The 12,745-nt window shown below is 36.6% G+C and carries 12 protein-coding genes; all 12 read left to right on the plus strand.

Features of this window, described 5'->3' with window-relative positions; genetic code table 11:
* Positions 1-11 precede the first annotated feature (11 nt).
* A complete protein-coding gene (locus AC2CGR_RS17115; protein WP_000807630.1) occupies positions 12-404 on the plus strand; it encodes an Asp23/Gls24 family envelope stress response protein in 393 nt (130 codons plus the stop codon).
* A gap of 347 nt (positions 405-751) precedes the next feature.
* Complete coding sequence (gene nusB, locus AC2CGR_RS17120) at positions 752-1,144, plus strand: N utilization substance protein NusB (RefSeq protein ID WP_000830249.1); 393 nt, start codon at positions 752-754, stop codon at positions 1,142-1,144.
* 23 nt (positions 1,145-1,167) lie between these two features.
* Complete coding sequence (gene folD / locus AC2CGR_RS17125; protein ID WP_042875514.1) at positions 1,168-2,028, plus strand: bifunctional methylenetetrahydrofolate dehydrogenase/methenyltetrahydrofolate cyclohydrolase FolD; 861 nt, start codon at positions 1,168-1,170, stop codon at positions 2,026-2,028.
* 26 nt (positions 2,029-2,054) lie between these two features.
* Complete coding sequence (gene xseA, locus AC2CGR_RS17130; RefSeq protein ID WP_000415266.1) at positions 2,055-3,413, plus strand: exodeoxyribonuclease VII large subunit; 1,359 nt, start codon at positions 2,055-2,057, stop codon at positions 3,411-3,413.
* Positions 3,403-3,633 carry an exodeoxyribonuclease VII small subunit gene (gene xseB / locus AC2CGR_RS17135; RefSeq protein WP_000428423.1) on the plus strand — a complete coding sequence of 77 codons (231 nt, stop codon included), beginning with the start codon at positions 3,403-3,405 and terminating at the stop codon, positions 3,631-3,633. Before xseA ends, xseB begins: the two co-directional genes overlap by 11 nt.
* Positions 3,633-4,523, plus strand: a complete 891-nt coding sequence (gene ispA, locus AC2CGR_RS17140; RefSeq protein WP_270184811.1) for a (2E,6E)-farnesyl diphosphate synthase — start codon at positions 3,633-3,635, stop codon at positions 4,521-4,523. Before xseB ends, ispA begins: the two co-directional genes overlap by 1 nt.
* Before the next feature lie 303 nt (positions 4,524-4,826).
* A complete protein-coding gene (dxs, locus tag AC2CGR_RS17145; RefSeq protein WP_484481016.1) occupies positions 4,827-6,719 on the plus strand; it encodes a 1-deoxy-D-xylulose-5-phosphate synthase in 1,893 nt (630 codons plus the stop codon).
* Positions 6,720-6,722: 3 nt separating this feature from the next.
* Positions 6,723-7,562, plus strand: a complete 840-nt coding sequence (locus AC2CGR_RS17150; protein ID WP_001274742.1) for a TlyA family rRNA (cytidine-2'-O)-methyltransferase — start codon at positions 6,723-6,725, stop codon at positions 7,560-7,562.
* Positions 7,563-7,704: 142 nt separating this feature from the next.
* Positions 7,705-8,154 carry an arginine repressor ArgR gene (argR, locus tag AC2CGR_RS17155; protein WP_001032581.1) on the plus strand — a complete coding sequence of 150 codons (450 nt, stop codon included), beginning with the start codon at positions 7,705-7,707 and terminating at the stop codon, positions 8,152-8,154.
* Between the two features lie 267 nt (positions 8,155-8,421).
* Positions 8,422-10,161: a DNA repair protein RecN gene (gene recN, locus AC2CGR_RS17160; protein WP_484481017.1), complete on the plus strand. Its 1,740-nt coding sequence runs from the start codon at positions 8,422-8,424 to the stop codon at positions 10,159-10,161.
* Positions 10,162-10,279: 118 nt separating this feature from the next.
* Entirely contained in the window at positions 10,280-11,578 is a 1,299-nt protein-coding gene (gene spoIVB / locus AC2CGR_RS17165) for a SpoIVB peptidase (RefSeq protein ID WP_061687160.1), read from the plus strand.
* 287 nt (positions 11,579-11,865) lie between these two features.
* Positions 11,866-12,660, plus strand: coding sequence for a sporulation transcription factor Spo0A (spo0A, locus tag AC2CGR_RS17170; RefSeq protein ID WP_033686380.1), 795 nt, complete (start codon positions 11,866-11,868; stop codon positions 12,658-12,660).
* Positions 12,661-12,745: the final 85 nt, after the last annotated feature.

Here is a 12,745-nt window from a genome sequence, read left to right on the forward strand (position 1 = left end):
AGGTTTTTTTCATGGCTGAACATATGTTAGATATGGGTCAAGATACAACTCTTGGTAAAGTAGAAATTGCACCAGAAGTAATTGAAGTAATTGCAGGTATTGCAGCTGCTGAGGTAGAAGGCGTAGCGGCAATGCGTGGCAATTTTGCTACAGATGTTGTTGAGAAGTTAGGTAAGAAAAATCATGGTAAAGGTGTAAAGGTTGAATTAGCAAACGAAGATATTATCGTTGACCTTTATGTTGTGATGTACTTTGGGGTAGCAATTCCAGTTGTTGCACAAAAGATTCAAGACAACATTCGCCAAGCACTCTTTACAATGACAGGGCTTGAGCCAAAAGAAGTGAATGTTCACATCGTTGGCGTAACATTCGAAACACAAAAAACAGAAATCGAACCAGTGTAAGAATGAAAAAGATGCCTAGTAACATAGGCATCTTTTTTATCGTTTCATTTCTTCACAAATTAAAAACCTCTAATTATTATACTATTTCAAAAAATAAGAAATTAAAAAGAAAATGTTTCGTTTTACCAAAAAACGTACATTGTGATAAGATATGGAACTTGAAGTTAATCTTTTTATTATTTTTCAGCCTTGTAACCCGTGTGTGAAACGATAAATTGTGTTATTATCATTGTATTATAAGGTTGGAAAATCAATGAAAACTGTAAGAGTAAGTGAATTGACGGCTTATAAATTATAATAATATAACAAAGTATAAGGAAAGACTTGAAGCATAAAGGAGAGTTACAATGAAACGTAGGACGGCTAGAGAAAGAGCTATGCAAGCATTATATCAAATGGATATTACAGGTGAATTAGAACCGAAAGTAGCGGTGGAGAACACGCTAGACGAAGGTGAAGAAACAAATGAGTTTCTAGAATCACTTGTAGTAGGTTTTGTAGAAAATAAAGAAGTAATTGATGAAGCGATTCGTCAAAACTTAAAAAAATGGAAGCTTGAGCGTATTAGTATTGTTGATCGCAGTATTTTACGTGTAGCTGTGTATGAAATGAAATACATGGAAGAAATTCCACACAACGTAACAATTAACGAGGCAATTGAAATTGCTAAAACATTTGGGGATGAGGAATCTCGTCGTTTTATTAACGGCGTTTTATCTAATATAAAAGATACACTGTAATTTCTTTAAGGGGGAATCTTAAAATGGTAGCAGTAATCATCAAAGGAAATGAAGTTGCGGAGAAAAAACGAGCACAATTAACAGAAGAAGTTGTGAAGTTGAAAGAGCAAGGGATTGTACCAGGATTAGCAGTTATTCTAGTTGGAGAAGATCCAGCATCTCGTTCTTATGTAAAAGGAAAAGAAAAGGGCTGTGAACAAGTAGGAATCTATTCAGAGCTAATTGAACTTCCTGAAACAATTACGGAGGAGCGTTTGCTTGCTGAAATCGATCGCTTAAATGGCGATGACCGTATTAATGGCATATTAGTGCAATTACCTTTACCAAAACATATTGAAGAAAAAGCTATCATTGAAAGAATTTCACCAGAAAAAGATGTAGATGGATTTCACCCAATCAGCGTGGGACGTATGATGACGGGACAAGATACATTCCTTCCTTGTACACCGCATGGTATTGTAGAGTTAGTAAAAGAAACAAATCTTGATATCTCGGGAAAACATGTTGTAGTAATTGGAAGAAGTAATATTGTCGGCAAGCCAGTGGGACAATTGTTCTTAAATGAAAATGCAACTGTCACATACTGTCATTCTAAGACGCAAAATATGAAAGAGTTAACGAAGTTAGCTGATATTTTAATCGTAGCAGTAGGACGACCTAAAATGATAACAGCTGATTATATGAAAGAAGGAGCAGTTGTAATCGACGTTGGTGTAAACCGTTTAGAAACAGGAAAACTTTGTGGTGATGTTGACTTTGACAACGTGCTAGATGTTGCAGGTTACATTACACCTGTGCCAAAGGGTGTTGGTCCAATGACAATCACAATGCTTCTTCATAATACTGTTGAATCGGCTAAGCGTGCAGGTGTCGTTTGTAAATAATTTGAATCGGCTATGAGGAGAGAGAAATGGAGAAACAATATTTAACCGTTACAGCGTTAACACGCTATATAAAAACAAAAATAGAATATGATCCGCATTTGCAGTCTGTTTGGTTAAAAGGTGAAATTTCCAACTTTAAAAATCATAGCCGTGGCCACATGTATTTTACATTGAAAGACGAAAATGCAAGAATCGCAGCGGTTATGTTTGCGGGTCATAATCGTAATATTAAATTCAGACCTGAAAATGGGATGAAGGTACTCGTGAAAGGGAAAATCTCTGTTTACGAGGCGAGTGGTTCTTATCAAATTTATATTCAAGACATGCAGCCTGACGGAGTCGGAAACTTGCATTTAGCTTACGAACAATTAAAGGTTCGTTTAGAGGAAGAAGGCTTGTTTTCTCAAGTTTACAAAAAAACAATCCCTCCTTACGCGAAAACAATAGGTGTGATTACGTCACCAACAGGGGCAGCGATTCGTGATATTATAACAACGATTAAACGTCGTTATCCAATTGGAAATGTAATTGTGTTTCCAGTACTTGTACAGGGGGAGTCAGCAGCTCCCTCAATTGTACAAGCGATTCGTACAGCGAATGAAATGGAAGGGATAGATGTCCTAATCGTTGGGCGCGGTGGAGGCTCTATTGAGGAATTGTGGGCGTTTAATGAAGAAATGGTTGCAAGAGCTATTTTCAAGAGTGAGATCCCTATTATTTCAGCAGTAGGTCATGAAACAGACTTTACAATTGCGGATTTTGTTGCCGACTTAAGAGCACCAACACCAACTGCAGCGGCTGAGTTGGCAGCGCCTAATATTATAGAATTACAAGAAAAGGTATTACAAAGAACTCTAAGATTGCAAAGAGCGATGAGAGAGTTAGTACATAAAAAAGAAGAAAAACTACAAGTATTGCAAAAATCTTATGCGTTCCGTTATCCAAGACAAGTATATGAGCAAAAAGAAGAGCAATTGGATAGAGCGTTAGAACAGCTTGTGTTAGCGAAAGAGCGCTATATTGATAAAAAGGTAAATCAGTTAAAACAGCTTTCATTTTATTTAGAGAAGCACCACCCATCTCAAAAAATTATGCAAACGAAGGTAGCAGTTGAAACATTGCAAAAGCAATTGCAACGTGAAATGCAAACATTACTCCAAACGAAAGAATTTGCCTTTGTAAGAGCTGCTCAAAAACTTGAAGCGCTAAGTCCGCTTAAAGTAATGATGAGAGGGTACGGGCTTGTATATGATGAAGAGAAGCAAGTGTTAAAAAGTGTGAAAGATGTCAGCCTTGGAGATGCTGTTTCAGTTCAATTACAAGATGGAATACTAGATTGTAGCGTATCAGGCATAGAGGAGCGTGAATTGAATAATGGAAAATAAATTAAGCTTTGAAGAGGCAATTTCGCAACTTGAGCATCTCGTTTCTAAGCTAGAGCAAGGTGACGTACCTTTAGAAGAAGCAATTTCTTATTTTAAAGAGGGTATGGAATTATCTAAGCTTTGTGATGAGAAGTTGAAGAACGTACAAGAACAAATGGCAGTTATTCTTGGGGAAGATGGAGAGCTTGAACCGTTTACTGCTTTAGGAGATGAAGCATAGTGACAATTGCTTTTGATACTTTTTTGAAAGAAAGTAAAACTTTCGTAGAAGAGAAGCTTGTAAGCTATGCAAATGAATTACAATGTCCAAATGTACTTCGTGAAGCGATGGCATATTCTTTGGAAGCGGGTGGAAAGCGTCTCCGCCCGTTACTTTTATTTGCAACATTACAAGCGTTTGGTAAAGAAAAAGATCTTGGTGTAGGTGCAGCTTGTGCTCTTGAAATGATACATACATACTCGTTAGTTCATGATGATTTACCTTGTATGGATGATGATGATTTAAGAAGAGGGAAGCCCACAAATCATAAAGTATTTGGTGAAGCGATGGCAGTTTTAGCAGGAGATGGTTTGTTGACATATGCTTTTCAAGTTATTATGGCATATGAACAAAAGGAAATCTCTGCTGAGAAAAAAGTAAGACTTGTACTTGAGCTTGCAAAAGCGGCAGGACCAGAAGGAATGGTTGGCGGACAAGTGGCAGATATGGAAGCGGAAGGGAAACAGCTTACGATCGATGAGTTGGAGTATATTCATAAGCATAAGACTGGAAAACTACTTGAATTCGCTGTACTTGCAGGATCGATACTTTCTGATGCGACAGAAGAACAGGAAGAAAAACTACTTGAGTTTGCAAAATATATCGGCTTAGCTTTCCAAATTCGAGATGATATTTTAGATGTGGAAGGAACCGAAGAAGAGATTGGAAAACCAATTGGTAGTGATGTTTCTAACGAAAAGAGCACATATACGACGTTATTTACTGTAGATAGAGCAAAGGATATTTTAGAAGAAACTATTGCCAAAGCAAAAGATGCTATTGGTTCCTTGCAATTACAAGATGAATATTTACTATCTATTTGCGATTTGATTGCAAAACGTAATAACTAATATAACAGCGTTTTCATTTGTTGAGTCATTCATCATTTTATGATATAAATGTAGGAAAAGGTTTTTCTTTTCTTGTTATTGGCAAAAATATATGTAGATTACATTGCCGTTATCACTTCGTGTTAGCGGCTATTTTTTTCATCGCCTAAAGAAATATGGTTTATAATAGGATTAGGGCGCAATAGACTGGCTAATAGCAGGATAAGGTAAAAGATAAAAAAAAGAGAATTTCTTGTTTGGTGTAAATGTTTTTTATAATATTTGACATGTTGACAGATTATGAAATGAAAGTGAGTGATCCATGTGGATCTAACGCAAATTCAAAACCCTAGTTTTTTGAAAGATATGTCTATCAGCGAACTAGAGGGATTGAGTGAGGATATTCGTAAGTTTTTAATTGAAGAGCTCTCTCAAACAGGTGGACATATTGCACCTAATTTAGGTGTAGTAGAACTCACAATTGCTCTGCATAAATTATTTGATAGTCCGAAAGATAAATTTTTATGGGACGTAGGACATCAATCCTATGTACATAAAATTTTGACAGGACGTGCAAAAGAATTCGGCACATTAAGGCAATATCAAGGTCTATGTGGTTTCCCAAAACGTTGCGAGAGTCAGCACGATGTGTGGGAAACTGGCCATAGCTCAACATCATTATCTGCTGCAATGGGAATGGCTCTAGCACGTGATTTAAAGAAAACGAAAGAATATGTTATACCAATCATTGGTGATGGTGCTTTAACGGGCGGAATGGCTTTAGAGGCATTGAACCATATTGGACATGAAAAAACAGACATGATTGTTATTTTGAATGATAATGAAATGTCAATTGCGCCAAACGTTGGTGCACTTCATAATGTACTTGGACGTCTACGTACCGCAGGAAAATACCATTGGGTAAAAGACGAACTAGAGTATATATTGAAGAAAATCCCAGCAGTTGGCGGGAAAGTTGCTGCGACAGCAGAGAAAATAAAAGATAGTCTTAAATATTTACTAGTATCCGGTGTCTTTTTCGAAGAGTTAGGCTTTACATATTTAGGTCCAGTCGATGGACATGATTATGAAAAGTTATTCGAAACGTTGCAATATGCAAAGAAAACAAAAGGCCCAGTGCTTGTTCATGTTATTACGAAAAAAGGAAAAGGCTACAAACCAGCTGAGAGTGATGTTATTGGCACTTGGCATGGAACAGGACCTTATAAAATTGAATCAGGTGACTTCGTTAAACCGAAAGAAGTTGCACCAGCATGGAGTGCTGTTGTAAGTGAAACAGTACTTAAGCTAGCGAGAACGGATGAGCGTATCGTTGCAATTACCCCTGCAATGCCTGTTGGATCAAAACTTGAGAAATTCCAAAAAGAATTCCCAGATCGTATGATTGATGTAGGTATTGCAGAACAGCATGCTACAACAATGGCAGCGGGTATGGCAACGCAAGGTATGAAGCCATTCTTAGCAATTTATTCAACGTTTTTACAAAGAGCATATGACCAAGTTGTTCATGATATATGCCGTCAAAATTTAAATGTTTTTATCGGAATCGATCGCTCTGGTTTAGTAGGAGCAGATGGTGAAACGCATCAAGGTGTATTTGATATTTCATTCTTACGCCACTTGCCGAATATGGTACTTATGATGCCAAAAGATGAAAATGAAGGGCAACATTTAGTATATACGGCGATGCAATATGAAGATGGGCCGATCGCATTACGTTATGCGCGCGGTAATGGACTTGGCGTTCATATGGATGAAGAATTAAAGGCGATTCCAATCGGTTCATGGGAAACGTTAAAAGAAGGTACACAAGCAGCTATTTTAACATTTGGTACGACAATACCAATGGCAATGGAAGCGGCTGAGCGTCTTGAAAAGGCTGGAGTTTCAGTGAAAGTGGTGAACGCTCGCTTTATTAAGCCAATGGATGAAGCATATTTACATGATCTCTTAGGAAAAAATATACCGATTTTAACAATTGAAGAAGCTTGCTTAATCGGTGGTTTTGGAACAGGAGTAGTTGAATTTGCGTCTGAGAACGGGTACCATAGTGCGTTAGTTGAACGAATGGGTATTCCAGATCGTTTCATAGAGCACGGTAGTGTAACAAAATTATTAGAAGAAATCGGTTTAACGACAGATGCTGTTATAGACCGTATTCATACAATGATTCCATCAAAACAAAAAAGGGCGTAACAAATGAGTGCAAAAAAAGAAAGAGTAGATGTACTATTAGTAGAGCGAGGGCTTATAGAAACACGTGAGAAAGCAAAACGCGCCATTATGGCCGGCCTTGTATATGCGAATGAGATGAGATTGGATAAGCCAGGAGAAAAAATCCCACAAGATACAGAGATTACGGTGAAGGGGCAAGTTATGCCGTATGTAAGCCGTGGTGGTTATAAACTTGAAAAGGCATTAGAGACATTTCATCTTGATTTACAAGATAAAGTTATGATAGATATTGGTTCATCAACTGGTGGCTTTACCGATTGTGCGCTTCAAAATGGAGCGAAATTATCTTATGCATTAGATGTAGGGTACAATCAACTTGCGTGGAAATTACGTCAAGATGAGCGTGTTGTCGTAATGGAACGAACAAACTTCCGTTACGTAACACCAGCAGACTTAGAACGTGGTTTACCGCAATTTGCTAGTATCGATGTTTCATTTATATCATTAAAGCTTATATTGCCAGTTTTAAAAACGATGCTTATGCCGAATGGGGATGTAGCAGCGTTAATTAAACCGCAGTTTGAAGCTGGAAGAGAGCAAGTTGGTAAAAAGGGTATCGTTCGTGATCGAAAAGTACATGAGGCTGTCGTAGAAATGATTGTCGACTTTGCTATAAAAGAAGGATACGACGTAGAAGGTTTAACATTCTCACCAATTACCGGCGGGGATGGTAATATTGAATTTTTAATTCATCTGAAATGGCATGGTGAACGTGAGAATGGCGAAAATCATTCTCCAGTTTCTGTTGAGCAAGTAGTTACAGAGGCACATGATGTCCTAAAACAAAAAGGGAAAGGGGAATAACATATGTTGTTCCTCTTTTTGTTGTAATTGTATAATGATTGTAAAAACAATTGTGTACAAGTAACGAATTATAAGTTAACATAAATAAGTGAAGTATACCAATGTTTAAACTATGGTAAGAGATAGTGTGAGGTGCAAATGTATGAATAAAGGTCAGCGCCATATTAAAATCAGGGAAATTATTGCGAACAAAGAAATTGAAACACAAGATGAATTAGTTGATATTTTACGTAATGAGGGATTTAATGTAACGCAAGCAACAGTATCGCGCGATATTAAAGAATTGCACTTAGTGAAAGTGCCATTACATGATGGTCGCTATAAATATAGCTTGCCAGCAGATCAACGATTTAACCCGTTACAAAAATTAAAACGCAATCTAGTGGATTCATTTGTAAAATTAGACACGGCAGGACATATGCTTGTGCTAAAAACATTGCCTGGTAACGCTCATTCACTTGGAGCACTTATTGATCATTTAGAGTGGGATGAGATCATCGGAACCATTTGTGGTGATGATACTTGCTTAATTATTTGCCGTACACCTGAAGATACAGGTGTTGTCTCTGATCGTTTCTTAAATATGCTGTAACAAAAAAATCTTGTTTGCTTTCCTCTGTAAAGTGGAAAGTGAACAGGATATTTTTATTGGTTAAAAACGTGAATTCTTAATTGTAATATAATATTTTCTTTGAATAAAATTAGAAAATAGGTGGATTGACCCGTAAAACAAATGTTTGGTACAATGGAGCGGTTAGAAAAGTAATTTATACATACAAACATATAGTATGACTATTTGAATAAAGAACTGAGAAAAGCCCTTCATAGGGGATTAGTTTATAACGAGGTGAATGGGGCATTGTTATCGGAATTATCGATTAGAAACTTTGCTATTATTGAGGCATTAAATATTTCTTTTCAAAAAGGATTAACGGTTTTAAGTGGTGAAACAGGGGCCGGAAAATCGATTATTATTGATGCGATTAGTTTACTTGTAGGTGGCCGTGGTTCAGCAGAATTTGTTCGATACGGAACAGAAAAAGCTGAAATAGAGGGGCTATTTTATGTAGAAGATGATAAGCATCCATGTATTGAAAAGGCTGAAGAGTTGGACATAGAAATAGAAGACGGCATGATTATTTTGAAGCGTGATATCGCTGCAAACGGAAAAAGTGTATGTCGTGTAAATGGAAAACTAGTTACCCTTAGTGTATTAAAAGAAATTGGAAAAACACTTGTTGATATTCATGGGCAGCACGAAACGCAAGACTTAATGAATGAAGAACGTCATCTATTTATGCTTGATCATTTTGATGGAGATCGTATTGTTAAACAATTGGATATATACCAAAACGTATACGCTGACTATGAGAAGTTAAAAAAACAGTTAAAATCGTTAAGTGAAAATGAACAACAAATGGCGCATCGCTTAGATTTAATCCAATTCCAACATGAAGAAATCCGTAAGGCGGATTTAAAGATGGATGAAGAAAATGACTTAACTGAAGAACGATTGCAAATTTCTAATTTTGAAAAAATTTACAAAGCATTAGGGGATGCATATCGCTCGTTAAGTGCTGACGGACAAGGATTAGATAATGTACGAAGCGCAATGGGACAAATGGAGAGTATTACACATTTAGATGAAGTGTATCAAGAAAATCATGATTCCATTGCAAATAGCTATTACTTATTAGAAGAAGTAGCGTACCAACTGAGAGAAAAGCTCGATATGATGGAATATGATCCGAATCGTTTAGATGAAATTGAAACGCGTTTAAATGAAATTCGTATGCTAAAGAGAAAATATGGAAATACTGTAGAAGAGATTTTAGCGTATGCTGATAAAATTGAACAAGAGATTTTTACGATTGAAAATAAAGACGTTCATATTGAAACGACGAAGAAACAGTTGAAGGAATTAGAAAGTGTTATTCTGAAAGAAGCAACGTTGTTAAGTAATATGCGTCATGAACTTGCAGAGCATCTTACAAATGCCATTCATCAGGAATTAAAAGAATTATATATGGAAAAAACAAAATTTGAAGTGAGAATTATGAAGCGAGAAGGAAATGCGGAAGAGCCTCTCGTGGAGGGAGCACCGATAAGACTTACGGCGGATGGTTATGATCATGTGGAATTTTATATTTCAACAAATCCAGGTGAGCCGCTAAAACCACTTTCAAAAGTGGCTTCTGGCGGAGAGTTATCTCGTATTATTTTAGCTTTAAAAAGCATTTTTTCTAAGCATCAAGGTGTTGCATCTGTTATTTTTGATGAAGTGGATACGGGTGTAAGTGGCCGGGTTGCACAGGCTATTGCGGAAAAAATTTATCGAGTATCAGTAAACTCACAAGTACTTTGTATTACGCACTTACCTCAAGTAGCATCAATGGCGGATTCGCATTTATTTATTCGAAAACAAGTAGCGAATGATCGAACAATTACATCCGTTACGGTTTTAACTATGGAAGATAAAGTAACAGAAATAGCTCGAATGATTTCGGGTGTAGAAATTACAGATTTAACGACAGAACATGCGAAAGAATTACTTACGCAAGCGCATCATTTTAAACAGACAGCAGAGGCTATCCAGTAATGGATAGCTTTTTTTCTCAAATGATGATTTCTTAATTCTTCCGGTTATAAATAAAGCATTGCAAGGAGAGATTAAAAAGTGAAGCCAAGAGGCTGAATGTGGGGTAGGAGCGAGGAGAGTGAACAAATTGAAATTAGAAAGATTTCGCAAAATAATAGGTATTTGTCTCCTTGTTTCTTTAGTTTTTATTGGATGTTTTAAACCACTTCGTACGTTTATTTCATCCCCGAAGCAACTTGTTGTTTTTGAAGGACAACAATCAGAAATAGCTTCATTACCAGTATTTAAAGCTGCATCAACAGATCGTCATGTGTTTACAGTGAGTTCAAATGAACAAAAACAAGGACTTATGGTAAATTCTCATCAAAATGGTGAAGCGGATATGGTGTTTCAACTTGCTGGTTTTCCAGTGAAAAAAGTAAATGTGAAAGTATTAAAAGATTTTAAAGTTATTCCAGGTGGACAATCAATTGGTGTGAAGTTAAACACAAAAGGAGTACTTGTTGTAGGCCATCATTTAATTCAAACTGAAAAAGGGAAAGTATCTCCTGGTGAAACAGCTGGTGTACAAATTGGAGATATGATTACTGAAATTAATGGCAAAACAATTGAAAGGATGAGCGATGTAGCACCATTTATTCATAATAGTGGTGAAACAGGTGAACCACTTAATCTTGTTTTGTTAAGAGATGGAAAACATATCCGCACTAAATTAACACCACAAAAAGACAGTGGAGAATCGTCTTATCGCATTGGTTTATATATTCGTGATTCGGCAGCTGGAATTGGAACAATGACATTTGTTCATCCAGATTCTATGAAGTATGGGGCACTTGGTCACGTCATTTCTGATAACGATACGAAAAAGCCGATTCAAGTCGAAGATGGACAAATTATGCGTTCGACAGTTACATCAATTGAAAGAGGTAGTCATGGGAATCCAGGAGAGAAATTAGCGAGGTTCTCACCAGATCGTGAAGTGATTGGTAATATTACAATAAATAGTCCATTTGGTATTTTTGGCAAATTGAATACAAATATGACAAATGGCGTAATGGATAAAGCAATGCCTATTGCACTATCTCATCAAGTAAAAGAGGGACCAGCAAAAATATTAACGGTTATTGATCAAGATAAAGTGGAAGCGTTTGATATTGAAGTTGTTAGTACAGTACCGCAAAAGTTTCCGGCAACAAAGGGCATGGTAATAAAAGTGACAGACAAACGTTTATTAGCAAAAACGGGTGGTATCGTACAAGGGATGAGCGGAAGTCCAATTGTACAAAATGGGAAAGTAATTGGTGCTGTTACACATGTATTTGTAAATGATCCAACATCCGGGTATGGTGTTCATATTGAATGGATGTTACATGAGGCTGGAATTAACATTTATGATCAAGAAAGAAAAGCGAGCTAATTAATAATTAGCTCGCTTTTCTATTGAAAAATTCGTTGAAATTTTGTAAAAGCTCCGCAAGAGGTGTTTTTTGTTGTAAAATAAAAGAAAAGGGTTGAACGTTTCGTTGTATTTCTATGATGGAATGTGTTGCGAAAGGGAATAAATGAACGATAAACATATTTTTTTGTGATTTTATCGGAAAGTAACAAACTTTAAAAGGGAATTTTCACACAATTGTCGAACAATTCATGTAGCCTAGAAGGATACACATGTCGGAGAATCGATTCGGTAAGGGAGGAAAAGCTGTGGAGAAAATTAAAGTATGTCTTGTGGATGATAATAAAGAATTAGTATCAATGTTAGAGAGTTATGTAGCTGCTCAAGATGATATGGAAGTAATCGGTACTGCTTATAATGGTCAAGAGTGTTTAAATTTATTAAAAGATAAGCAGCCGGATGTACTTGTTTTAGATATTATTATGCCACATTTAGATGGTTTAGCTGTACTAGAGAAAATGCGACATATTGAAAGGTTAAGACAGCCTAGCGTAATTATGTTGACAGCATTTGGTCAAGAAGATGTGACGAAAAAAGCGGTTGACTTAGGTGCTTCCTATTTCATATTAAAACCATTTGATATGGAGAATTTAACGAGTCATATTCGTCAAGTGAGCGGTAAAGCGAACGCTACCATTAAACGTCCACTTCCATCTTTCCGTTCAGCAACGACAATAGATGGCAAGCCGAAAAACTTAGATGCGAGCATTACGAGTATCATCCATGAAATTGGTGTGCCTGCTCATATTAAAGGGTATATGTACTTAAGGGAAGCGATCTCTATGGTGTACAACGATATCGAATTACTTGGATCTATTACGAAAGTATTGTATCCAGATATCGCGAAGAAATATAATACAACAGCAAGCCGTGTTGAGCGTGCAATCCGTCACGCAATTGAAGTAGCATGGAGTCGTGGGAATATTGATTCTATTTCGTCCTTATTCGGTTATACAGTATCCATGTCAAAAGCAAAACCTACGAATTCCGAGTTCATCGCAATGGTTGCGGATAAGCTGAGACTTGAACATAAGGCTAGCTGAGAATAGAAGAAGTAAGGGAGTTAAGTTTTAGTAAAGCTTAATAATTCTCGAAATTTATACTCGATAGTAAATTTAAAACCAATGA

The sequence above is a fragment of the Bacillus sp. LSHTCR4 genome (assembly GCF_057197025.1).

What these genes read in the sequence shown, in the direction of transcription:
- nusB (WP_000830249.1), top strand. Translation starts at nt 752, where the DNA reads ATGAAACGTAGGACGGCTAGAGAAAGAGCTATGCAAGCATTATATCAA.
- AC2CGR_RS17150 (WP_001274742.1), top strand. Translation starts at nt 6,723, where the DNA reads ATGAGTGCAAAAAAAGAAAGAGTAGATGTACTATTAGTAGAGCGAGGG.
- xseA (WP_000415266.1), top strand. Translation starts at nt 2,055, where the DNA reads ATGGAGAAACAATATTTAACCGTTACAGCGTTAACACGCTATATAAAA.
- AC2CGR_RS17115 (WP_000807630.1), top strand. Translation starts at nt 12, where the DNA reads ATGGCTGAACATATGTTAGATATGGGTCAAGATACAACTCTTGGTAAA.
- folD (WP_042875514.1), top strand. Translation starts at nt 1,168, where the DNA reads ATGGTAGCAGTAATCATCAAAGGAAATGAAGTTGCGGAGAAAAAACGA.
- xseB (WP_000428423.1), top strand. Translation starts at nt 3,403, where the DNA reads ATGGAAAATAAATTAAGCTTTGAAGAGGCAATTTCGCAACTTGAGCAT.
- argR (WP_001032581.1), top strand. Translation starts at nt 7,705, where the DNA reads ATGAATAAAGGTCAGCGCCATATTAAAATCAGGGAAATTATTGCGAAC.